Source organism: Streptomyces avidinii (genome assembly GCF_045161815.1).
GTDB lineage: Bacteria > Actinomycetota > Actinomycetes > Streptomycetales > Streptomycetaceae > Streptomyces > Streptomyces avidinii.
The window spans coordinates 2,910,438-2,933,015 of record NZ_CP108863.1 but is presented as its reverse complement, the minus strand read 5'-3'; the positions used below and the strand labels follow the sequence as shown (position 1 = coordinate 2,933,015).

17 protein-coding genes are annotated in these 22,578 nt (G+C 72.1%); 12 read left to right on the top strand and 5 right to left on the bottom strand.

Annotated elements, in window-relative coordinates; genetic code table 11:
* Positions 1-99 precede the first annotated feature (99 nt).
* On the top strand, positions 100-984 hold the full coding sequence (mutM, locus tag OG373_RS12575) for a bifunctional DNA-formamidopyrimidine glycosylase/DNA-(apurinic or apyrimidinic site) lyase (protein WP_405438215.1): 885 nt from the start codon (positions 100-102) through the stop codon (positions 982-984).
* Here the strand turns inward: mutM and OG373_RS12570 are convergent.
* Positions 957-1,361 (bottom strand): helix-turn-helix domain-containing protein, encoded by a 405-nt coding sequence (locus OG373_RS12570; protein WP_030386424.1) that lies wholly within the window; start codon positions 1,359-1,361, stop codon positions 957-959. The two genes, mutM and OG373_RS12570, sit on opposite strands and share 28 nt — an antisense overlap.
* 126 nt (positions 1,362-1,487) lie before the next feature.
* Here OG373_RS12570 and OG373_RS12565 point away from each other — a divergent pair, with 126 nt between their 5' ends.
* Positions 1,488-2,099: a flavodoxin family protein gene (locus tag OG373_RS12565; protein WP_397732371.1), complete on the top strand. Its 612-nt coding sequence runs from the start codon at positions 1,488-1,490 to the stop codon at positions 2,097-2,099.
* 29 nt (positions 2,100-2,128) lie between these two features.
* On the opposite strand, the gene OG373_RS12560 is transcribed toward OG373_RS12565, so the two are convergent.
* Positions 2,129-3,094 (bottom strand): CAP domain-containing protein, encoded by a 966-nt coding sequence (locus OG373_RS12560; RefSeq protein ID WP_405438212.1) that lies wholly within the window; start codon positions 3,092-3,094, stop codon positions 2,129-2,131.
* 136 nt (positions 3,095-3,230) lie between these two features.
* On the opposite strand from OG373_RS12560, the gene OG373_RS12555 reads away from it, so the two are divergent.
* The 4 genes from OG373_RS12555 to OG373_RS12540 all read left to right on the top strand — a co-directional run bounded on the left by OG373_RS12555 (position 3,231) and on the right by OG373_RS12540 (position 9,683).
* The gene (locus OG373_RS12555) at positions 3,231-3,512 is read left to right on the top strand and encodes an acylphosphatase (protein WP_030012523.1); all 282 of its coding nucleotides are present in this window, start codon (positions 3,231-3,233) and stop codon (positions 3,510-3,512) included.
* A gap of 349 nt (positions 3,513-3,861) precedes the next feature.
* Entirely contained in the window at positions 3,862-4,080 is a 219-nt protein-coding gene (locus OG373_RS12550; protein WP_030012524.1) for a hypothetical protein, read from the top strand.
* 200 nt (positions 4,081-4,280) lie between these two features.
* The gene (locus OG373_RS12545) at positions 4,281-8,066 is read left to right on the top strand and encodes an AAA family ATPase (protein WP_405438209.1); all 3,786 of its coding nucleotides are present in this window, start codon (positions 4,281-4,283) and stop codon (positions 8,064-8,066) included.
* 183 nt (positions 8,067-8,249) lie between these two features.
* Positions 8,250-9,683: a sugar porter family MFS transporter gene (locus OG373_RS12540; protein WP_405438207.1), complete on the top strand. Its 1,434-nt coding sequence runs from the start codon at positions 8,250-8,252 to the stop codon at positions 9,681-9,683.
* 41 nt (positions 9,684-9,724) lie between these two features.
* Here OG373_RS12540 and OG373_RS12535 read toward each other — a convergent pair whose 3' ends face one another.
* Both OG373_RS12535 and OG373_RS12530 read right to left on the bottom strand, forming a co-directional pair.
* Positions 9,725-10,711, bottom strand: coding sequence for an LLM class flavin-dependent oxidoreductase (locus OG373_RS12535; protein ID WP_405438205.1), 987 nt, complete (start codon positions 10,709-10,711; stop codon positions 9,725-9,727).
* 63 nt (positions 10,712-10,774) lie between these two features.
* Positions 10,775-12,229, bottom strand: coding sequence for a purine-cytosine permease family protein (locus OG373_RS12530; protein WP_405438202.1), 1,455 nt, complete (start codon positions 12,227-12,229; stop codon positions 10,775-10,777).
* A 143-nt stretch (positions 12,230-12,372) separates the two neighbouring features.
* On the opposite strand from OG373_RS12530, the gene ftsY reads away from it, so the two are divergent.
* The gene (gene ftsY, locus OG373_RS12525; RefSeq protein ID WP_405438200.1) at positions 12,373-13,584 is read left to right on the top strand and encodes a signal recognition particle-docking protein FtsY; all 1,212 of its coding nucleotides are present in this window, start codon (positions 12,373-12,375) and stop codon (positions 13,582-13,584) included.
* 115 nt (positions 13,585-13,699) lie between these two features.
* Here ftsY and OG373_RS12520 read toward each other — a convergent pair whose 3' ends face one another.
* Entirely contained in the window at positions 13,700-14,371 is a 672-nt protein-coding gene (locus tag OG373_RS12520; RefSeq protein WP_397732357.1) for a bifunctional DNA primase/polymerase, read from the bottom strand.
* 420 nt (positions 14,372-14,791) lie between these two features.
* On the opposite strand from OG373_RS12520, the gene OG373_RS12515 reads away from it, so the two are divergent.
* The 5 genes from OG373_RS12515 to ffh all read left to right on the top strand — a co-directional run bounded on the left by OG373_RS12515 (position 14,792) and on the right by ffh (position 22,554).
* A complete protein-coding gene (locus OG373_RS12515; RefSeq protein WP_405438198.1) occupies positions 14,792-16,282 on the top strand; it encodes a hypothetical protein in 1,491 nt (496 codons plus the stop codon).
* A gap of 381 nt (positions 16,283-16,663) precedes the next feature.
* Positions 16,664-18,004 carry an ammonium transporter gene (amt, locus tag OG373_RS12510; protein WP_397732353.1) on the top strand — a complete coding sequence of 447 codons (1,341 nt, stop codon included), beginning with the start codon at positions 16,664-16,666 and terminating at the stop codon, positions 18,002-18,004.
* Positions 18,001-18,339 carry a P-II family nitrogen regulator gene (locus tag OG373_RS12505; RefSeq protein ID WP_397732351.1) on the top strand — a complete coding sequence of 113 codons (339 nt, stop codon included), beginning with the start codon at positions 18,001-18,003 and terminating at the stop codon, positions 18,337-18,339. The genes amt and OG373_RS12505 overlap by 4 nt, the downstream gene beginning before the upstream one ends.
* 17 nt (positions 18,340-18,356) lie before the next feature.
* A complete protein-coding gene (locus tag OG373_RS12500) occupies positions 18,357-20,783 on the top strand; it encodes a [protein-PII] uridylyltransferase (protein WP_405438196.1) in 2,427 nt (808 codons plus the stop codon).
* A 199-nt stretch (positions 20,784-20,982) separates the two neighbouring features.
* The gene (gene ffh / locus OG373_RS12495; protein WP_405438194.1) at positions 20,983-22,554 is read left to right on the top strand and encodes a signal recognition particle protein; all 1,572 of its coding nucleotides are present in this window, start codon (positions 20,983-20,985) and stop codon (positions 22,552-22,554) included.
* Positions 22,555-22,578: the final 24 nt, after the last annotated feature.

Genomic DNA, 22,578 nt, shown 5'->3' with positions numbered 1-22,578 from the left:
GTACCCGCCCGCTCCTGCCTCGCAGGGGCGGGCGGCTGTCGTTCCGGCGGCCGGTACGCTCGCGGGAAGCGTCAGATCCACTCCCACCGGAGGTGCACCGTGCCCGAGTTGCCCGAAGTCGAAGTTGTGCGGCGGGGGCTCGAGCGCTGGGTGGCCGGGCGGACCGTCGAGGCCGTCGAGGTCCTGCACCCGCGGGCGGTACGGCGTCATCCGGGCGGCGGGGCCGACTTCGCGGCGCGACTGCGCGGGGAGACCATCGGGGTGGCGCAGCGGCGCGGGAAGTACCTGTGGCTGCCCCTGGAGGGGCGGGACCTGTCCGTGCTCGGGCACCTCGGGATGAGCGGGCAGCTGCTCGTGCAGCCGCAGGACGCCCCCGACGAGAAGCACCTGCGCATCCGGGTGCGGTTCACCGATTCCGGCAGCGGCTCCGCCGCGGGCGCCGCGGGGACGGAACTGCGCTTCGTGGACCAGCGGACCTTCGGCGGGCTCTCCCTGCACGAGAACACCTCCGACGGCCTGCCCGACGTCATCGCGCACATCGCGCGCGACCCCCTGGACCCGCTGTTCGACGAGGTGTCCTACCACCTCGCGCTGCGTGCCAGGCGGACCACCGTCAAGCGGGCGCTGCTGGACCAGTCCCTGATCAGCGGCGTCGGCAACATCTATGCGGACGAGGCGCTGTGGCGCGCCCGACTGCACTACGAGCGCCCCACCGCCAACCTCACGCGCCCCCGGAGCGCGGAACTCCTCGGCCACGTCCGGGACGTCATGAACGCGGCCCTCGCCGTCGGCGGCACCAGCTTCGACAGCCTCTACGTCAACGTGAACGGGGAGTCGGGCTACTTCGACCGTTCGCTCGATGCCTACGGGCGCGAGGACGAGCCCTGCCGGCGCTGCGGTACGCCGATACGCCGCCGCCCGTGGATGAACAGGTCGAGCTACTTCTGCCCGCGCTGTCAGCGGCCGCCGCGCGTGGCGTCGTAGGACTCCCGGGCGGTCAGCACGGCCGGCATGCTCCCCTCCAGGCAGTGGATGAGCGCGAGCAGCCGGTCCGCGACCTCGACGCCGAGCGGGGTCAGTTCGTAGTCGACGCGCGGCGGGTTCGTCGGCTGCGCCTCGCGGTTGACTATGCCGTCGCGCTCCAGCGCGTGCAGGGTCTGGGAGAGCATCTTCTCGCTCACGCCCTCCACCCGGCGGCGCAGTTCGTTGAAGCGGCACGGGCCTTCGCGCAGGGCGCCCACCGTGAGGCTGCCCCAGCGGCCGGTGACGTGCTCCAGGGTTTCCCGGGACGGGCAGGCGCGCGCGAAGACGTCGAACGGTTGCTCGGTCTCGGCGGCATCGGTGCAGGCGGGGGTCTCCATGAGGGCAAGCGTACGCCCCTACAGCGCTAACTGGTGGGTTGCGCTTTCCAAAAGTTAGTGGTTCTCTTTCTCTCGTCGCACCACGCCCTGTGCTGCGGCGGGAGTTTTCCGAGGGAGAGATCAGCCTTGTCCGCAAACACGCACACCCCCGTCGTCTCGATCGCCTACCACTCCGGCTACGGCCACACCGCCGTCGTCGCGGAGGCGGTCCGCAGCGGCGCCGTGGACGCCGGGGCGACCGTTCACCTGATCAAGGTCGACGAGATCGACGACGCGCAGTGGGAGCTGCTCGACGCGTCCGACGCGATCGTCTTCGGCTCCCCGACCTACATGGGCACCGCGTCCGGCGCCTTCCACGTCTTCGCCGAGGCCTCCTCGAAGCGCTGGTTCGGCGACGCCTGGCAGGACAAGGTGGCGGCCGGCTTCACGAACTCGGCGTCCAAGAGCGGCGACAAGCTGCACACCCTGCAGTTCTTCCAGATCCTGGCCGCGCAGCACGGCATGAGCTGGATCAACCTGGGCCTGAAGCCGGGCTGGAACTCCAGCACGGCCTCCGAGAACGACCTGAACCGCCTCGGCTTCTTCGCCGGCGCCGCCGCCCAGTCCAACTCCGACGAGGGCGCGGACGCGGTCCACAAGGCCGACATCGCGACCGCCGAGCACCTCGGCCGGCGCGTCGCCGAGCAGACCCGCATCGTCATCGCGGGCCGCGCGGCCCTGGCCACCGCCGCGGTCTGAGCGGACGGCCCCCACGGGGCCCGCGTCCGTCAGAAGCCGAAGTCCTGCGTCCACCAGGGGCCGCCGACGGCGAAGTGGGCGCCGACGCCCAGGGTGCGGAACTCGCAGTTGAGGATGTTCGCCCTGTGCTCCGGGCTGTTCATCCAGGCCTTCATCACGGCCTCGGCGTCACCCTGGCCGCGGGCTATGTTCTCGCCGCCGAGGCCCGAGAGGCCGGCCTTGGTGGCACGGTCCCAGGGAGTGTTGCCGTCGGGGTCGTCGTGGCTGAAGAAGCCGCGCGTGGCCATGTCCAGGCTGAAGGCCCCGGCCAGCGCCGCGAGCGGCGGATTGGCCCGGACCGGGCCGCACCCGGCCGGCGCGCGCTCCTGGTTCACCAGCTCGACGACGGAGGCCTCCTCCGCGGAGTGGCCGTCCAGCGGCGGCCGGGGCGCGGGGGTGGCCGACTTCGAGGGAGTTGCCGGCTTCGAGGGGGCCGGGGCGGCCGTGCTCCTGGAAGGCTCCGGGGCGGGCGGCGCGGCCGGGCTGGTACGCGGGGCCCTGGGGGACGGCGCCGTAGTGGCCGGCGCCGGTGCCGACGGGGAGGGCGAGGCGCTCGGCGTGGTGGGGATGCTCGGCGAGGCCGACGGGGAGCTGCTCGGCGAGGGGCTCGCGGACGCCGAGGGCGAAGGCGAAGCGGAGGCGGAGGCCGAGGGGTGCGGGGACGCGGTGCCCGCGCCGGCGCCCGTGGAGGCGCGGCCCGACAGGTTCGCGAGGCCGCTCTGCTCGCGCACTGCCCCATCCGGGTCGGCCGGTGCCTTGGCCCTGGCCGCCGAGGTGGGGGTAGCCGTACCGCTGACACCCACATAGGGGAAGGATCCACCGACCGGCACCATGCCGGTGGTGACGGCTGCCGTGCCGAGGGCAACGGCCACCGAGACGCCCAGCAGGCCGGTGCGCAGGGCGGTGCCGCGCTTGCCGCCGCTGTGCGGCGCGGTGGGGAGTCGATGACGTCCCATCGGAGCGTGCCTTCCTTGCCAGATCAAGATCATCCCTTACCCACCCAAATGGGTGAGTTCATTGGTGCGCGACTGTACGCCATGGGCCCAGGGGGGCGATGTGTCCCGAAAGTGCTCGCCCGGTTAGCGTTCACGCATGAATGAAGATGTCCGTCTGACCGCCTGGGTGCGCGGCCGTGTGCAGGGAGTGGGCTTCCGCTGGTTCACCAGGGAGAACGCCCTGGAGATCGGCGGGGTCGTCGGCTTCGCGCTCAACCTCGACGACGGGCGAGTACAGGTGGTCGCCGAAGGTCAACGTGAGAATTGCCACCGGCTTCTCGACTGGCTGCGCTCCTCCGACACGCCCGGCCGGGTGGACGGAGTGACAGAGATCTGGGGCACACCGCGCGGTGGCTATGACGGATTCGGCATGCGGTGACCGATCGGCTGATCATGCACTCATCACACGTCTGAGCTGCCGCACATGGTCGGAACTGCGCATTCCTCGTCGACGCGTTGCCGACGGGGGCGATCCGTGGAAGGCTCGGAGGCGAGGATGATCTCCACATCCCTTGCGGGGACCGGGGGCGCCCGCCGATACGGGGCGTGATCGTGTTGACCGTCAAACTTTTTGGTGAGACGCTGGAAGCCCCGCGCACCTGAGCTGTTTGGCAGTGTTGGCAGTAGTAAGCGCAGTGACTGTCAGTCGCTGTCGGACATCCGCGGGTGCGATTCCCTCACGACCCACACCGCTTCGGTCGGTCACTCAGTGTGGAGGACCATCCATCATGGCAAAGGCGCTTCTCGGTTACGTCGGCGGTTCTGACCCGCGACTCCTCGCCGAGATGCGACGGCTTCAGCAGCGCGTCCAGGACCTCGAGTCCGAGCTCGTACGGATTCAGTCCGAAAATGACGCGCTGAACGCGGCCGCCGCTCAGCACGACGGAGACTCGCTGCTCGGCAGCATCGACATCGACGTACCCCAGGCGGAGCCTGCGCTCACCTGACCCGCTCACTCGTCGCTCGACTCCAGCCCCGCATGATCTGCAAGGGACGCTTCGGCGTCCCTTCTTTCTTTCCTCGGCCTCTCTTCGGGACCACCACGCCATGGACCACAGGGCCAGGTGGGGGTCCTGATCCCATTGGCGTCAGTTGTGCCCAGCACCTTCATGGGTGAAACCGAACGCGAAAGGTAGAGTCCGGCGGCGTGCACCTCAAGTCCCTGACCCTGCGTGGCTTCAAATCCTTCGCGTCCGCCACCACCCTGCGCTTCGAGCCCGGTATCACCTGTGTCGTGGGCCCGAACGGCTCCGGCAAGTCCAACGTGGTGGACGCGCTGTCCTGGGTCATGGGCGAACAGGGAGCCAAGTCCCTGCGCGGCGGGAAGATGGAGGACGTCATCTTCGCCGGCACCACCGGGCGTCCGCCGCTGGGGCGCGCCGAGGTGTCGCTGACGATCGACAACTCCGACGGCGCGCTGCCCATCGACTATGCCGAAGTCACCATCACCCGGATCATGTTCCGCGGCGGCAGCAGCGAGTACCAGATCAACGGTGACACCTGCCGCCTGCTCGACATCCAGGAGCTGCTCTCCGACTCCGGCATCGGCCGCGAGATGCACGTCATCGTCGGCCAGGGCCAGCTGGACTCCGTACTGCACGCCGATCCCATGGGCCGCCGCGCCTTCATCGAGGAGGCGGCCGGCGTACTCAAGCACCGCAAGCGCAAGGAGAAGGCGCTGCGGAAGCTGGACGCGATGCAGGCCAACCTCGCGCGCGTCCAGGACCTGGGCGACGAGCTGCGGCGCCAGCTCAAGCCCCTGGGACGGCAGGCGGCGGTCGCCCGGCGGGCGGCCGTGATCCAGGCCGACCTGCGCGATGCGCGGCTGCGGCTGCTCGCGGACGACCTGGTCGTGCTGCGGCGCGCGCTCGACGCGGAGGTCGCGGACGAGGCGGCGCTCAAGGAGCGCAAGGAGGCCGCCGAGGCCCAGCTGGCGGGGGCACTGCGGCGCGAGGCGGAGCTGGAGGAGGCGGTACGCGAGCTCGCACCGCGGCTGCAACGGGCACAGCAGACCTGGTACGAGCTGTCGCAGCTCGCCGAACGCGTCCGGGGGACCGCGTCCCTGGCGGACGCGCGGGTCAAGAGCGCGACGGCTCCGGCCGAGGAGGAGCGGCGCGGCCGCGATCCCGAGGAGATGGAGCGGGAGGCCGCGCGGATCCGCGAGCAGGAGGCGGAACTGACGGCGGCTCTGGAGGCGGCCTCGCGCGCGCTGGAGGACACGGCCGAGCACCGGGCCGAGCTGGAGCGGGCGCTGGCCGACGAGGAACGGCGGCTGCGGGACGCCGCGCGGGCCATCGCCGACCGCCGCGAGGGGCTGGCTCGGCTGACCGGGCGGCTCGGCGCCGCCCGCTCCCGCGCGGGGGCGGCGCAGGCCGAGATCGACCGGCTCGTGGCGGCGCGGGACGCCGCGCAGTCCCGGGCCGCAGCCGCGCAGGAGGAGTACGAGGCACTGGCGGAGGAGGTCGGCGGGCAGGACGACCCGTCGGCCGACACGGACCACGAGGCCGCGCGGGAGCGGCTGGCGGCGGCGGAGACGGCGCTGTCCGACGCGCGGGACGCCCTGTCCGCGGCGGAACGCTCACGGGCGGCCGTCTCGGCGCGGCGGGAGGCGCTGGCGCTCGGGCTGCGCCGCAAGGACGGTACGGGCGCGCTGCTCGCGGCGCGGGAGCGGCTGGCCGGGCTGCTGGGACCGGCGGCGCAGCGGCTGTCGGTGACCCCCGGGTACGAGGTAGCCGTGGCCGCGGCACTGGGCTCGGCGGCTGACGCGCTGGCGGTGGCCTCCCCGGCGGCGGCCGCCGGGGCGATCCGGCACCTGCGCGAGTCGGACGCGGGCCGCGCCACCCTGTTGATCGCCCCGGCGACGCCCGCGCTCCCGGGCCAGGGCCCGGGAGGCGGTGACCGGGTGGGGGCGCCCGCCGCGACCGAGACTGCGGCCGGGGACGCCGGCGGGGGTGCCGGCGGGGGTGCCGTACCCCGTCCGGCCCCGTCCCGGGACGGGGATCTGCCCGTACCCGCATCACACCTGCCGGCGGGCGTCGGTACGTCCGCCTCGGCTGCGGCGGCGGTTCCGGCCTCCTCCCCGGCCCCGGTCCAGGCCCCGGCGCCGGTCCCCGGGGACGGACCCGCGGGCCCGCCCGTACCCGCCGCCGAGCTGGTCGGCGGGGACGCCGAGGTGCGGCGGGCCGTCGGATGGGTGCTGCGCGACCACCTGGTGGTCGCGACCCTGGACGAGGCCGAGGCGCTCGTCGCACAGCGGCCCGACGCGGTGGCCGTGACCCTCGACGGTGACGTGCTCGGCGCACACCTCGCGCACGGCGGCTCCGCCGGGGCGCCCAGCCTGATCGAGGTACAGGCCGCCGTCGACGAGGCCGCGGCCGAACTGGACCGGCTGGGCGTGCGGTGCGAGGAACTCGCCGCCGCTCAGGCGGCCGCCCGGACCCACCGCCAGGACGCGGCCGCCCGGGTCGACGAGCTCGCCGAGCGGCGGCGCGCCGCGGAACAGGCCCGGGCCGGGGTCGCCCAGCAGCTCGGGCGGCTCGCCGGGCAGGCGAAGGGCGCCGCGGGCGAGGCCGAGCGCAGCGCCGCCGCCGCGGCCGGGGCGCAGGATGCGCTGGAGCAGGCCCTGGCCGAGGTGGAGGAGTGCGCGGAGCGGCTCGCGACCGCCGAGGAGATGCCCGTGGACGAGGAGCCGGACAGCTCCCGGCGGGATCGGCTCGCGGCCGACGGGGCCAATGCCCGGCAGACCGAGATGGAGGCCCGGCTTCAGCTGAGGACCCACGAGGAACGGGTCAAGGGGCTGGCCGGGCGGGCGGATTCACTCGACCGCGCGGCCCGGGCGGAACGCGAGGCCCGGACCCGGGCCGAGCGGCGCCGGGCGCGCCTGCGCCACGAGGCGGAGGTGGCCCGGGCGGTGGCCGACGGCTCCCGCCAGCTCCTCGCGCACGTGGAGGTCTCGCTCCGCCGGGCCGACGAGGAACGTACGGCGGCCGAACGGGCGAAGGGCGTCGCCGAACGGGAGCTCGGCGGGGCGCGCAACCGCGGACGGGAACTGAAGGGGGAGCTGGACAAGCTCACCGACTCCGTCCACCGCGGCGAGGTGCTCGGCGCCGAGCAGCGGCTGCGCATCGAGGCGCTGGAGGCCAGGGCGCTGGAGGAGTTCGGCATGGCCGCCGCCGGTCTGATCACCGAATACGGACCTGACCAGCCGGTTCCCCCGTCCCCGGCCGCCGAGGGGGAGGAGCTGCCCCAGGATCCGGAGCATCCGCGCAACCGGCCCGGCCCCTTCGTCCGGGCCCAGCAGGAGAAGCGGCTCAAGGCGGCCGAGCGCGCCTACCAGCAGCTCGGCAAGGTCAATCCGCTCGCTCTGGAGGAGTTCGCGGCGCTGGAGGAGCGCCACCAGTTCCTCAGCGAACAGCTGGAGGATCTCCGTAAGACGAGGGCCGATCTCCTTCAAGTGGTGAAGGAGGTCGACCAGCGGGTCGAGCAGGTGTTCACCGAGGCCTACCGGGACACGGCCCGGGAGTTCGAGGGGGTGTTCTCGCGGCTGTTCCCCGGTGGTGAGGGCCGGCTGATCCTGACCGATCCCGACAACATGCTGGCCACCGGCGTCGACGTGGAGGCCCGTCCGCCGGGCAAGAAGGTCAAGCGCCTGTCGCTGCTCTCCGGCGGCGAACGTTCGCTGACCGCCGTGGCGCTGCTGGTGTCCATCTTCAAGGCGCGCCCCAGCCCGTTCTACGTGATGGACGAGGTCGAGGCCGCGCTGGACGACACCAATCTGCAGCGGCTGATCCGGATCATGGAGGAACTCCAGGAGAGCTCGCAGCTCATCGTCATCACGCACCAGAAGCGGACGATGGAGGTCGCGGACGCGCTCTACGGCGTTTCGATGCAGGGCGACGGGGTATCGAAGGTCATCAGCCAACGACTGCGCTGAGGCGAGTCGATTCAAGAAGTGAATTCAAGGGCGCCAATCGCGGTGACACGTGAACTTTGCGCCAAGTATTGACTTCAGAACCTGAACGCATAGGCTCGCTCCGCTGTCTCCCGCCTTCGAGTGGTGCCCGATCATGAACTGTGCGCCACTGTGAGGACGGACAAAACCCCCACGGAGCACACCTTGACCAGCAGCACATCGCGGGCCTCGGCGCCGGGCGGCGGATCCTCGCCCCACCCCGATCACCTCGGCCACGTCATCTTCATCGCCGCGGCCGCGGCGATGGGCGGCTTCCTCTTCGGCTACGACAGCTCCGTCATCAACGGCGCGGTCGAGGCCATCCGGGACCGCTTCGACGTCGGCTCGGCGGCGCTCGCCCAGGTGATCGCCGCAGCGCTGATCGGCTGCGCCATCGGTGCCGCCACCGCGGGCCGCCTCGCCGACCGGATCGGCCGAATCCGCTGCATGCAGATCGCCGCCGTCCTGTTCACCGCGAGCGCCCTCGGCTCGGCCCTCCCGTTCGCCCTCTGGGACCTCGCCATGTGGCGCGTCATCGGCGGCTTCGGCATCGGCATGGCCTCCGTCATCTGCCCCGCCTACATCGCCGAGGTCTCCCCGGCCGCCTACCGGGGCCGGCTGGCCTCCTTCCAGCAGGCGGCCATCGTCATCGGCATCGCCGTCTCACAGCTGGTCAACTGGGCCATCCTCAACCTCGCGGGCGGCGACCAGCGCGGTGAGATCGGCGGGCTCGAAGCCTGGCAGTGGATGCTCGGCGTGATGGTCGTCCCGGCCGTGCTCTACGGCCTGCTGTCCTTCGCCATCCCGGAGTCCCCGCGCTTCCTCGTCTCGGTCGGCCGCACGGAGAAGGCCAAGAAGGTCCTGCGCGAGGTCGAGGGCTCGGGCATCGACGCCGACGCCCGCGTCCGCGAGATCGACCACTCGATGCGCTCCGAGGTGAAGTCCACCTTCAAGGACCTGCTCGGCGGCCGCTTCGGCTTCCTGCCCATCGTCTGGGTCGGCATCGGCCTCTCGGTCTTCCAGCAGCTGGTCGGCATCAATGTGATCTTCTACTACAGCTCCTCGCTGTGGCAGTCGGTCGGCATCGACGCGAGCTCCTCGTTCCTGTACTCCTTCGAGACCTCGGTCGTGAACATCATCGGTACGGTCATCGCGATGATCTTCGTGGACCGGCTCGGCCGCAGGCCGCTCGCCCTCATCGGCTCCGTGGGCATGGCGCTGTCGCTGGGCACGGCGGCCTGGGCGTTCTCGTTCAAGACCGGAACCGGCGACGACATCTCCCTGCCGCACGCGCAGGGCATCACCGCCCTGGTCGCGGCCAACCTCTTCGTCCTCTTCTTCGCCCTCTCCTGGGGCGTGGTGGTCTGGGTGCTGCTGGGCGAGATGTTCCCCGGTCGCATCCGCGCCGCCGCCCTCGGCGTGGCCGCCTCGGCCCAGTGGATCGCCAACTGGGTCATCACCGTCACGTTCCCGTCGCTCTCCGACTGGAACCTCTCGGGCGCCTACATGATCTACACGTTCTTCGCCCTGCTCTCGATCCCCTTCATCCTCAAATGGGTGCCGGAGACCAAGGGCAAGGCGCTGGAGGAGATGGGGTAACCACCCCCGCCAACACCCCTTCTCCTCGATACTGCCCCGGCTCAGCCCTTGAGCCGGGGCAGTACCTGTTCGCAGAGCAGGTGCAGGCTGCGCCAGCCCTCGTCCAGCGGCATCCCGCCGCACAGCGGGTGCAGGACCAGGTTCCCCGCCTCGCCCGCGGCCCGGCCGTACGCGACGGCCTCGTCCGGGGTGAGGATCCGGTACACGCCCTCCGCCCGCAGCTCCGCAACCGAGCGCGCGGCCGACCGTACGGCGCTGCGGATGTCCTTGGACTGCCAGGACGCGTACATGGCCGCCTCGTGCAGGAAGCGCTCACCGTGCTCGGCCCAGACCCGGTCCGGGTCCTCCGCGATGTGCAGCAGCGGGGTCTCGGCCGCGGGCATCATGCAGAAGCCCTCCGTGCCGTACTCCGCCAGCCGCGCGGTGTAGTACGCCTCCAGCTCCGGCAGGTGCGCGCTGGGGAAGAAGGGCAGCCCCAGCCGGGCCGCGCGGCGCGCCGCCGCCTGTGAGCTGCCGCCGACCAGCAGCAGCGGGTGCGGCCGGGTGAAGGGCGCCGGGGTGACCCGTACCGTGCGGCCGCGGTACTCGAAGGGTTCGCCGGTCCACGCCTTCAGCAGGGTCTCCAGCAGCTCGTCCTGGAGCCGCCCGCGCCGGCCCCACTCCACTCCGTGCTGCTCGTACTCCTCGGGCCGGTAGCCGATGCCCGCGACCGTCACCAGGCGGCCGCCGCTGAGCAGGTCGAGGACGGCGATGTCCTCGGCGACCTTCAGCGGGTCGTACAGCGGGCCGATGATCGCCGAGACGGTGACCGCGATCCGGCGGGTGGCGCCGAAGACCGCGCCCGCGAAGGCGAAGGGGGAGGGCAGCCAGTTGTTGTCGGTGCCGTGGTGCTCCTCGGTCTGGATGGTGTCGATCCCGCGGTCGTCCGCGTACCGGGCCATCTCCAGCGCCGTCCGGTAGCGGGCGGAGAGGGACTCGGGGGTGCCGTTCGGGTCGACCAGATTGAACCGGGCCACGGTGATGGGCATGGAGAAGTCCCCCTTCGCCGGATGTGGGTGGGCGGGCGAAGGGGGACGTTAGCTGACGTGGCGTCAGTTGGACAGGGATCCGGCGAGCTCGGGCTCCCCGGTCGCGACCGGCTCCACCGGCGCCGTGCGCGGCAGTACGGCGTACAGCGCGGCCGAGGTGAGGATGCCCGCCGCCCAGCCCAGGCCGTTCTCCCCGATCCAGGTGGAGGCGAGCGGTCCGCCGAACCAGTCCACCTTGGTGAACATCAGGCCCACCACGAGGGCGAGGCCCCACGCGGTCATCGCCTGCCAGGCGAAGCCGCCCCGGTACCAGTAGGCACTGGTCCGCGTGGTGTCCAGCAGCGCCGGGCCGTCATAGGCGGTGCGGCGCAGCATGTCCACGCCGAAGACGCCGATCCAGGCGGAGAAGGCCACGGCGAGCAGGGTCAGGAAGGAGATGAACGAGCCGAAGAAGCTGGTCGCGACCACCATCAGCAGGAAGCCGAAGATCAGGCTGATGATCGCGTTGACGCTGACCGCCCAGGCGCGCGGCACCTTGATCCCCAGGGTCTGCGCGGTGAAACCGGCCGAGTACATGGACATCGAGTTGATCAGCAGCATGCCGACGAGCGCGATCAGCAGGTACGGGACCGCGATCCAGGTCGGCAGCAGCTCGCCGATGAAGGAGACCGGGTCCTGGGCGGTGGCCAGGTCCGGGGTGCCGACGGCCATGACCGCGCCCATCAGCACCATCGGGAGCACGACCACGCCGGCGCCGCCGACCGTCGCGCCGACCATGGCCCTGGAGGAGGCGGTGCGCGGCAGGTACCGGGTGAAGTCGGGGCCCGAGGGCACCCAGCTGATCCCGCCGGCCGCGATCGTGCCGATGCCGGCGATCATCATCGCGCTGGACCCGGCCGGCTTGCCGAAGACGGCGGACCAGTCGGTGGTGAAGAGCAGGTACCCGAGGACGAGCACGCTGAAGGCACCGAAGAGGTACGTCGACCAGGTGGAGCAGACGCGCAGCGCGTTGATGCCGAGGCCGGAGACCACGAAGGTGCAGCCCACGAAGAACAACAGGGTGACGGCGATGAGCGGGGTGCTGCTGCGCACCCCGAACAGCAGGTCCAGCACGGTCAGCACGGCGTAGGCGCCGCTGACCGCGTTGATGGTCTCCCAGCCCCACCGGGCCACCCAGATCAGGGCCCCGGGGAAGAGGTTGCCCCGCTGCCCGAACACCGCCCGCGAGAGCGCCATGCCCGGAGCGCCGCCGCGCTTGCCCGCGATCGATATGAGACCGACGATCCCGTACGAGACGACGGGCGCGGCGACCGCGACGACGAGCACCTGCCAGATGTTGAGCTTGTTGAAGATCACCAGCCCCGCACCCATGGTCAGCAGCAGCACGCTGATGTTGGCGGCGACCCAGGTGGGCACGAGCTCGCGGACCCGGCCGGAGCGCTCGCTGTCCGGGACGGGCTCCAGGCCGCGGGTCTCGATGGCGGTTTCGGCTGCGCCGTCGGCAGGCTCGGCAGGCATGCGGTTGCTCCGTGGGAGGGGTATGAGGGGAAGTTGCTCATCATCGTGGATTTGCCGCTAAAACCACAAACAGAGGCTTACGTCCTGCTCCGCACGTCCAGGTTCCCGGCTCCGGGGCGGCCGTGGCCGATACTGGGGGGGTTATGGACATCCTCATCCTTGCTCTAGTCATCGCCCTGGTCGCGGTCGGCGCGATCAGCGGGCTCGTGGTCAGCAGCCGCAAGAAGAAGCAGCTGCCGCCCCCGGCACCGCCGAGCACGCCGACCATCACTGCCCCGCCTGCCGAGCCGCAGGTGGGGGAGGACGCCGTAGAGACGGCGGAAGAGCCGCGCCGCACGATCGAGGAGGTCGGGCTGCCGGAGGCGGCAGCCACCGCCCCGGCGCCGGTGGCCGAGCCCGAGGCTCCGGCCGCGCCCGCGATCGAGGTGCCCGAGCCCACCGCCGGCCGCCTGGTCCGGCTGCGCGCCCGCCTCGCCCGGTCGCAGAACTCCCTCGGCAAGGGGCTGCTCACGCTGCTCTCCCGGGAGCACCTCGACGAGGACACCTGGGAGGAGATCGAGGAGACCCTCCTCGTCGCCGACGTCGGTGTCGTTCCGACCCAGGAGCTCGTGGACCGGCTCCGCGAGCGGGTCAAGGTCCTCGGCACCCGCACCCCGGCGGATCTGCGCGCCCTGCTCAAGGAGGAGCTGCTGACCCTGGTCGGCACCGACTTCGACCGCGTCGTGAAGACGGAGAGCGGCGAGGACACCCCCGGCGTGATCATGGTCGTCGGCGTCAACGGCACCGGCAAGACCACCACCACCGGCAAGCTGGCCCGGGTGCTCGTCGCCGACGGCCGCAGCGTGGTGCTCGGCGCGGCCGACACCTTCCGCGCCGCCGCCGCAGACCAGCTCCAGACCTGGGGCGAACGGGTCGGGGCGCGCACCGTGCGGGGCCCCGAGGGCGGCGACCCGGCCTCGATCGCCTACGACGCGGTCAAGGAGGGCATCGCCGAGGGCGCCGACGTGGTGCTCATCGACACCGCCGGCCGCCTCCACACCAAGACCGGCCTGATGGACGAGCTCGGCAAGGTCAAGCGCGTCGTGGAGAAGCACGGCCCGCTGGACGAGATCCTGCTGGTCCTGGACGCCACCACCGGGCAGAACGGCCTGACCCAGGCCCGCGTCTTCGCCGAGGTCGTGGACATCACCGGCATCGTGCTGACCAAGCTGGACGGCACGGCCAAGGGCGGCATCGTCGTCGCCGTCCAGCGCGAGCTGGGCGTGCCGGTCAAGCTCATCGGCCTCGGTGAGGGCCCGGACGACCTGGCGCCCTTCGAGCCGGAGGCGTTCGTGGACGCCCTGATCGGCGACTGAGCGCGGTCCCTACGGACACCTGCGCCCCCGCGTTCCGCCGGAACGCGGGGGCGCCGTCATTGCCGGGACTCCGGGGCCGCAGCTCCCGTGCGCGGGCTCCCGGGCAGGGGCATTCCTAGCGACGGAACCGGTGGCAGATGTACGCGAGGGTGCCCAGCAGCAGCCGGGCCTGCGGCGGGCCCCCCGCGGAGTCGAGCGCGGGCGGCCGCAGCCAGCCGACCTGGCCGAGCCCGGCCCGGTCGGAGGGCGGGGCGGTCACGAAGGCGCCCCGGCCCAGGGCCCGCAGGTCGAGGTCGGCGTCGTCCCAGCCCATCCGGTACAGGAGCTGCGGCAGCTCGGCCGCCGCCCCGGGGGCCACGAAGAACTGGGCCCGGCCGTCGGCGGTGACGATGACCGGGCCGAGCGGCAGCCCCATCCGCTCCAGCCGTACCAGCGCGCGCCGCCCGGCCTCCTCGGAGACCTCGATGACGTCGAAGACGCGGCCCACGGGGAGCAGTACGGCCGCCCCCGGGTACTCGCTCCAGGCCTCGGTGACCTCGTCCAGGGTGGCCCCGGCCGGGACCGTGGGGGCGAAGGGCAGGGGATGCGCCCCGGGCGCGGGGCACTTCGGATCCCCGCAGGAGCAGTCGCGGGCGGGCGCCGCGGCGCGGGCGCCGGGGACCACGTCCCAGCCCCACAGCCCGGTGTACTCCGCCACCGCCGTGCACTCCGAGGTCCGGCCGCCGCGGCGCCGGGTGCCGGAGCGGAACTCCTTGGTACTGCGACTGCCGCCGATCGTGAAGCCCATGCCCATGCCCCCTCCAACGGGTCGGACGTGCCGGTGGTTACGAAGCCGGTGGTGACGACCTCGGCGGGACCCTGCCCGAGGCCCCGCCGCGAGGTGTCCTGCGAAGCCGCCCGGCGCACTCCTCGCCGCGCGCGCCCCGAGCGCACCCCAGTCCAACCGATCCGCTTTCACCTCGGTGTCAAGTGAATCGCGCCTGGCCGGTGGCGAGTTCATTCGAAGGGGTGGCGAATGGTGGCGTTTCTGGAATCGACCTCGCCGCAGGGGTGATCGTAGGATTACTTTCGGTACACGAAACCGAAGGCGGCCCATCCGTGGGTATGCCGGAGGCAATACGTGAAGGACCTGTGAAGGTCCGTGGCGGCGCGCTGCGTCCCGGCCAGGGTTTCGTGTGGAAGATGCTGAGCGGATGGGGGCGTTCCAGTGAGCGGCAACGACGCAAGCGGAACGATCGAGGATGCTGCTGCGCGCAATGACCAGCTGACCTCGTGGTTCGTCCGCAGCGGTTGGTCCAAGGGTGAGCTCGCCCGGCAGGTCAACCGCCGGGCCCGCCAGATGGGCGCCCACCACATCAGCACGGACACCTCCCGGGTGCGCCGCTGGCTCGACGGTGAACAGCCCCGCGAGCCCGTCCCGCGCATCCTGTCCGAGCTGTTCTCCGAGCGCTTCGGCTCCGTCGTCGCCATCGAGCAGCTCGGACTGCGCACCGCCCACCAGACCCCGTCCGTCTCCGGGGTCGACCTGCCCTGGGCCGGCCCGCAGACCGTCGAACTGCTCGGTGAGTTCTCCCGCAGCGACCTGATGCTGGCGCGCCGCGGCTTCCTCGGGACCTCGCTCGCGCTCTCCGCCGGCCCCGCCCTCATCGAGCCCATGCAGCGCTGGCTCGTCCCGGTACCGGCCGCCGACCCGGGACCGCGCGGGGCGGGGCCGACGGGGGCCCTCGGCGGCCACCGCCCGCCCCGGCTCTCCGAACCGGAGCTCGACCTCCTCGACGCCACCACCGTCATGTTCCGCCAGTGGGACGCCCAGTGCGGCGGCGGCCTGCGCCGCAAGGCCGTCGTGGGCCAGCTCCACGAGGTCACCGACCTGCTCCAGGAGAACCACCCGGCCCCGGTCATGAAGCGGCTCTTCAAGGTCGCCGCCGAACTGGCCGAACTGGCCGGCTGGATGAGCTACGACATCGGCCTGCACCCCACCGCGCAGAAGTACTTCGTGCTCGCGCTGCACGCCGCCAAGGAGGGCGGGGACAAGCCCCTCGGCTCGTACATCCTCTCCAACATGAGCCGCCAGATGATCCACCTGGGACGTCCCGAGGACGCGCTCGAACTCGTCCACCTGGCCCAGTACGGCAGCCGCGACTGCGCCGGCCCGCGCACCCAGGCCATGCTGTATGCGATGGAGGCCCGCGCGTACGCCAACATGGGCCAGCCCAGCCGTTGCAAGCGGGCCGTGCGGATGGCCGAGGACACCTTCTCCGACGTCGGCTTCGCGGACGAGCCCGAGCCCGACTGGATCCGCTTCTTCTCCGAGGCCGAACTGAACGGCGAGAACTCCCACTCGTACCGGGACCTGGCCTACGTGGCCGGGCGCAGCCCCATGTACGCCTCCCTCGCCGAGCCCGTCATGGAACGCGCCGTCGAGCTCTTCGAGAAGGACGACGAGCACCAGCGCTCCTACGCCCTCAACCTCATCGGCATGGCCACCGTGCACCTGCTCCAGCGCGAGCCCGAGCAGGCCGCCGTCCTTGTCGGCCGGGCCCTCGACGTGGCGGGAAAGGTACGGTCCGAACGGGTGAACACCCGGCTGCGCAAGACCGTCGACACCGCCGCCCGTGAGTACGGCGATGTCGCCGAGGTGCGCCGGCTCACCGATCACCTCGCCTCCCGGCTCCCCGAAGCCGCGGAGGCCGTCTGACGGCCCTTGCGGCCGCCCCCGAGGCCCCGGCCGCGGCAGTCACCCCGTGAAGCCCGATCAGGCTCCCCCAGCCAGGACATCCGGGTACTGCCGCGGCCGGCTCACGCCCCCCCCTCGCGCCCCACCGGCGCCGCTCTCGCGGACGGGGTTGCGCGCGGTCGTGGTTGATCAATTGATGGTTCCTGCGTTCATCGCGTCGTAACAACCCGGACGCCTTCGTCATCGGAGCGAAACACCCAGCGGCGCCGCCGGAAACCGGCCTGCGCGAATCTCGGGGTCAATAACCGGCCAGCTTCCCCGGCCCGGCCGGACACCCCTTTTACGCCGCTCAGGTTTTCACGATCGCCCGCACGCGAACGTACCGACGACGAGGAGACGCCGATGGCATCAGCCATCACGACCCTCGCGGCAGACGCCCCGACGCTGTCTGCCGCGAACACCGGGTTCATGCTCATCTGCTCCGCCCTGGTCATGCTGATGACCCCGGGACTTGCCTTCTTCTACGGAGGCATGGTCCGCGTCAAGAGCAGCCTCAACATGCTGATGATGAGCTTCATCAGCCTCGGGATCGTCACGATCCTGTGGGTCCTGTACGGCTTCAGCCTCGCCTTCGGCACCGATGCCGGCTCCCTCATCGGCTGGAACTCCGACTACGTCGGCCTCAGCGGCATCGGGATCACCGAGCTGTGGGACGGCTACACCATCCCGGTCTACGTCTTCGCCGTCTTCCAGCTGATGTTCGCCGTGATCACCCCCGCCCTGATCAGCGGTGCGCTGGCCGACCGCGTGAAGTTCGGCGCCTGGGTCCTGTTCACCGGCCTGTGGGTCACCGTCGTCTACTTCCCGGTCGCCCACTGGGTCTGGGGCGCCGGCGGCTGGCTCTTCGAGCTCGGCGTCATCGACTTCGCGGGCGGTACCGCCGTCCACATCAACGCAGGCGCCGCCGCCCTCGGCGTGATCCTGGTCATCGGCAAGCGCGTCGGCTTCAAGAAGGACCCGATGCGCCCGCACAGCCTGCCCCTCGTGATGCTCGGCGCCGGTCTCCTCTGGTTCGGCTGGTTCGGATTCAACGCGGGCTCCTGGCTCGGCAACGACGACGGCGTCGGCGCGGTCATGTTCGTCAACACCCAGGTCGCCACCGCCGCCGCCATGCTCGCCTGGCTCGGCTACGAGAAGCTGCGCCACGGCTCCTTCACCACCCTCGGCGCCGCCTCCGGCGCGGTCGCCGGACTCGTCGCCATCACCCCCTCCGGCGGTGCGGTCAGCCCGCTCGGCGCGATCGCCGTCGGCGCCATCGCCGGTGTGCTGTGCGCCATGGCGGTCGGCCTCAAGTACAAGTTCGGCTACGACGACTCCCTCGACGTGGTCGGCGTCCACCTCGTCGGCGGTGTCGCCGGCTCCCTGCTGGTGGGCCTCTTCGCCACCGGCGGCGTCCAGTCCGACGTGGCCGGCCTCTTCTACGGCGGCGGCCTGGAACAGCTCGGCAAGCAGGCCATCGGCGTCTTCGCCGTCCTCGCCTACTCTCTCGTGGTGTCCGCGGTCCTCGCCTTCCTCCTCGACAAGACGATCGGGATGCGGGTCACCGAGGACGTCGAGGTCGCCGGCATCGACCAGGTCGAGCACGCCGAGACCGCCTACGACTTCAGCGGAGCCGGTGGCGGAGCCGCCTCGCGGAACACCGCCGCCCCCGCCCCCGCCGCGAGCAAGAAGGTTGACGCATGAAGCTGATCACCGCGATCGTCAAGCCGCACAAGCTGGACGAGATCAAGGAAGCCCTCCAGGCCTTCGGAGTCCAGGGGCTCACGGTCACCGAGGCCAGCGGCTACGGCCGCCAGCGCGGCCACACCGAGGTCTACCGCGGCGCCGAGTACCAGGTCGACCTCGTACCCAAGATCCGCATCGAGGTCCTGGTCGACGACACGGAGGCCGAGGAGCTGATCCGGGTCATCGTGAGCGCCGCCCAGACCGGCAAGATCGGTGACGGCAAGGTGTGGAGCGTCCCCGTGGACTCGGTCGTCCGGGTCCGCACCGGCGAACGCGGCGCTGACGCGCTCTAGCGGACAGGAGCTCCTGGGTGACGAGCGTCGAAGAGAACACGGACCACACGGCCGACTCGGGACCCAGCGGATACGCCGCGGCCCGGCTGCGACTCCTCCAGGAGGAGTCGCAGTCCGGGCCTTCGCGGCGTTCCGCCCTGGCCGGGCTGACCGACGAATGGCTGAACGCCCTGTTCGCGACCGCCGTACGGGAGACCGGCGTCCGCGGCGCCACCCTGGTGGCCGTCGGCGGCTACGGACGGGCCGAACTCTCCCCGCGCAGCGACCTCGACCTGCTGCTGCTGCACGACGGCAAGGCGGACCCGCGGGCGCTGAGCGCACTGGCCGACCGCGTCTGGTACCCGGTGTGGGACCTGGGCCTCGCCCTCGACCACTCGGTACGGACCCCCGCCGAGGCCCGCAGGACCGCCACCGAGGACCTCAAGGTCCACCTCGGGCTGCTGGACGCCCGTACGGTCGCCGGTGACGCCGGACTCCTCGCCGGCCTGCGCACCTCCGTACTGGCCGACTGGCGCAACCAGGCGGCCAAAAGGCTCCCGGAGCTGCACTCCCTGTGCCGGGAACGGGCCGAGCGGGCCGGGGAACTCCGCTTCCTGCTCGAACCCGACCTCAAGGAGGCCCGCGGGGGCCTGCGAGACGCCACCGCGCTGCGGGCGGTCGCCGCGTCCTGGCTGGCCGACGCCCCGCGCGAGGGCCTCGCCGACGCCCGGCGGCGGCTCCTGGACGCGCGGGACGCCCTGCACCTGGTGACCGGCCGCGCCACCGACCGGCTCTCCCTCCAGGAACAGGACCAGGTCGCGGACCGGCTCGGCCTGCTCGACGCCGACGCGCTGCTGCGCGAGGTGTACGAGGCCGCGCGTGTCGTCGCGTACGCCGGCGACGTGACCTGGCGGGAGGTCGGGCGCGTCCTGCGGGCCCGCGCCGCCCGGCCCAGGCTGCGCGGGCTGCTGGGCGCCCGCGGCGACCGTGCGGGTACGCGGGCCCCCCTGGCCGAAGGCGTGGTGGAGTCCGACGGCGAGGCCGTACTTGCCCTGGCCGCGCGCCCGGACCGGGACCCCGTACTCGCCCTGCGGTTCGCCGCGGCCGCCGCCCAGGCGGGTCTGCCCGTGTCCCTGCACGCCGTACGCAGGCTCGCGGCGCAGGGCAAACCGCTCCCCGTGCCCTGGCCGGCCGAGGCGCGGGAGCAGCTGCTCACCCTGCTGGGGGCGGGGGAGCCGACGGTCGCCGTCTGGGAGGCCCTGGAGGCGGAGGGCCTGATCACACGGCTGCTCCCGGACTGGGAACGGGTCCGCTGCCGCCCGCAGCGCAACCCCGTCCACACCTGGACCGTGGACCGGCACCTGATCGAGACGGCCGTGCGGGCCTCGGCCCTCACCCGCCGGGTCGGCCGCCCCGACCTGCTGCTGATGGCCGCGCTCCTGCACGACATCGGCAAGGGCTGGCCGGGCGACCACTCGGTGGCCGGCGAGACCATCGCCCGCGACGTCGCCGCCCGGATCGGCTTCGACGAGCAGGACGTCGCCGTCCTGGGCACGCTCGTACGGCACCACCTGCTGCTGATCGACACCGCGACCCGGCGCGACCTGGACGACCCGGCCACGGTCCGCACGGTCGCCGACGCCGTGGGCTCGGTGGGCACGCTGGAGATACTGCACGCCCTGACCGAGGCGGACGCCCTGGCCACCGGACCGGCGGCATGGAGCGCGTGGCGGGGATCGCTCGTCGCGGACCTCGCCGCCCGGGTCGCCGCCGTGCTGCGCGGCAGCTCCCCGGCCGCCGGTGAACCCGAGATCCCGACCACCGAGCAGGAACGCCTGGCGGTGGAGGCCCTGCGCACCGGGGAGCCGGTCCTGGCCCTCCAGGCCCGCCAGGAGGAGGACGCGGTCGGCGTGGACCTCGTCGTCGCCGTCCCCGACCAGCCGGGGGTCCTCCCGGCGGTGGCCGGGGTGCTGGCCCTGCACCGGCTCACCGTACGGGCGGCCGACCTGCGCTCCATGGAGCTCCCGGACCGGCTGGGGGAGGTCCTGGTGCTGCGCTGGCGGGTGGCGGCGGAGTACGGCTCGCTCCCGCAGGCCTCCCGGCTCCGTACCGATCTGGTCCGCGCCCTGGACGGCTCGCTCGACGTCCCGGCGAAGCTGGCGGACCGCGAGGCGGCGTACCCGCGACGTCGCGGGGTCGTCCCGCCGCCGCCCCGGGTCACCGTGGTACCCGAGGTCTCCTCGCTGGCCACGGTCCTGGAGGTGCGTGCGCCCGACGCCGTCGGCCTGCTGCACCGGATCGGCCGGGCCCTGGAGTCGGCGGGCGTCCGGGTGCGCAGCGCCCACGTCTCCACGCTGGGCGCGAACGCCGTGGACACCCTCTACGTCACCACTCCCGAGGGAAAGCCCCTGGACCCCGCGGTGGCCGCCGCCCTGGCCGCCTCGGTGACCGCCGCCCTGTCCTAGCGCGGGCGGCCACTGCCGGGGGCTCCGTCCCCGCACCCCGCGCCCCACGCGCCGGCGAGGCCGGATCTCGGCCGGCGTACGAGGCGCGGGGCGCGGTGCCGTCCGAGACCGGGAAAGGACCGCCGGGTCCATCACGGGGTACGGCCGGATACCCTGGGGGACGACCACAACGCCCCCGACCCGAGGAATCGCGACCACCGTGTTCGATACGCTCTCCGACCGCTTGGCGAATACCTTCAAGGGCCTGCGCGGCAAAGGCCGGCTGTCCGAGGCTGACATCGACGCAGCGGCCCGGGAAATCCGTATCGCGCTCCTCGAGGCCGACGTCGCCCTCCCGGTCGTCCGCTCCTTCATCGCGAACGTCAAGGAACGCGCGCGCGGTGAAGAGGTCAGCAAGGCCCTGAACCCGGGCCAGCAGGTCCTGAAGATCGTCAACGACGAGCTCGTCACCATCCTCGGCGGCGAGACCCGGCGGCTGCGCTTCGCCAAGACCGCCCCCACCGTGATCATGCTGGCCGGTCTTCAGGGTGCGGGTAAGACCACCCTCGCCGGAAAGCTCGGCCTCTGGCTGAAGGGGCAGGGCCACGCCCCGCTGCTCGTCGCCTGCGACCTCCAGCGCCCCAACGCCGTCAACCAGCTGAGCGTCGTCGCCGAGCGCGCCGGCGTGGCCGTGTACGCGCCCCAGCCCGGCAACGGCGTCGGCGACCCGGTCCAGGTCGCGAAGGACTCCGTCGAGTACGCGCGGACCAAGCAGTACGACATCGTCATCGTCGACACCGCCGGCCGCCTCGGTATCGATGCCGAGCTGATGCAGCAGGCCGCGGACATCCGCGACGCCGTCAGCCCCGACGAGATCCTCTTCGTCGTCGACGCCATGATCGGTCAGGACGCGGTCAACACCGCCGAGGCCTTCCGTGACGGTGTCGGCTTCGACGGCGTCGTGCTCTCCAAGCTGGACGGCGACGCCCGGGGCGGCGCCGCGCTCTCCATCGCGCACGTCACCGGCAAGCAGATCATGTTCGCCTCGAACGGCGAGAAGCTCGACGAGTTCGACGCCTTCCACCCCGACCGCATGGCGGGCCGGATCCTCGACATGGGTGACATGCTCACCCTCATCGAGCAGGCCGAGAAGACCTTCTCGCAGGCCGAGGCCGAGAAGATGGCGGCCAAGCTCGCCAAGGGTCCCAAGGAATTCACGCTCGACGACTTCCTGGCCCAGATGGAGCAGGTCCGCAAGATGGGCTCCATCTCCAAGCTGCTCGGCATGCTGCCCGGCATGGGGCAGATCAAGGACCAGATCAACAACATCGACGAGCGCGACGTCGACCGCACCGCCGCGATCATCAAGTCGATGACCCCGGCGGAGCGCCAGGACCCGACGATCATCAACGGCTCGCGCCGTGCCCGTATCGCCAAGGGTTCCGGTACCGAGGTCAGCGCGGTCAAGTCGCTGGTCGAGCGGTTCTTCGACGCCCGCAAGATGATGTCCCGCATGGCTCAGGGCGGCGGCATGCCGGGCATGCCCGGCATGCCCGGGATGGGCGGCGGCCCCGGCCGGCAGAAGAAGCAGGTCAAGCAGGCCAAGGGCAAGCGCAAGAGCGGCAACCCGATGAAGCGCAGGGAAGAGGAGGCCGCAGCCGCGGCCCGCCGTGAGCAGGGCCCGCAGGCGGTCGAGCCCGCGGCCGGCGGCAACCCCTTCGGTCTTCCGACGGGCGGCCAGGACGGTCAGGACTTCGACCTTCCGGACGAGTTCAAGAAGTTCATGAAGTAACCCGCGCAGGTGGGTCAGGAGGGC

Bases quoted from the DNA above. Each gene is read 5' to 3' on its own strand.
- ftsY (WP_405438200.1), top strand. From the start codon at position 12,373: ATGGACATCCTCATCCTTGCTCTAGTCATCGCCCTGGTCGCGGTCGGC.
- OG373_RS12505 (WP_397732351.1), top strand. From the start codon at position 18,001: ATGAAGCTGATCACCGCGATCGTCAAGCCGCACAAGCTGGACGAGATC.
- OG373_RS12520 (WP_397732357.1), bottom strand. From the start codon at position 14,371: ATGGGCTTCACGATCGGCGGCAGTCGCAGTACCAAGGAGTTCCGCTCC.
- OG373_RS12530 (WP_405438202.1), bottom strand. From the start codon at position 12,229: ATGCCTGCCGAGCCTGCCGACGGCGCAGCCGAAACCGCCATCGAGACC.
- OG373_RS12560 (WP_405438212.1), bottom strand. From the start codon at position 3,094: ATGGGACGTCATCGACTCCCCACCGCGCCGCACAGCGGCGGCAAGCGC.
- amt (WP_397732353.1), top strand. From the start codon at position 16,664: ATGGCATCAGCCATCACGACCCTCGCGGCAGACGCCCCGACGCTGTCT.
- OG373_RS12555 (WP_030012523.1), top strand. From the start codon at position 3,231: ATGAATGAAGATGTCCGTCTGACCGCCTGGGTGCGCGGCCGTGTGCAG.
- OG373_RS12550 (WP_030012524.1), top strand. From the start codon at position 3,862: ATGGCAAAGGCGCTTCTCGGTTACGTCGGCGGTTCTGACCCGCGACTC.
- OG373_RS12535 (WP_405438205.1), bottom strand. From the start codon at position 10,711: ATGCCCATCACCGTGGCCCGGTTCAATCTGGTCGACCCGAACGGCACC.
- OG373_RS12570 (WP_030386424.1), bottom strand. From the start codon at position 1,361: ATGGAGACCCCCGCCTGCACCGATGCCGCCGAGACCGAGCAACCGTTC.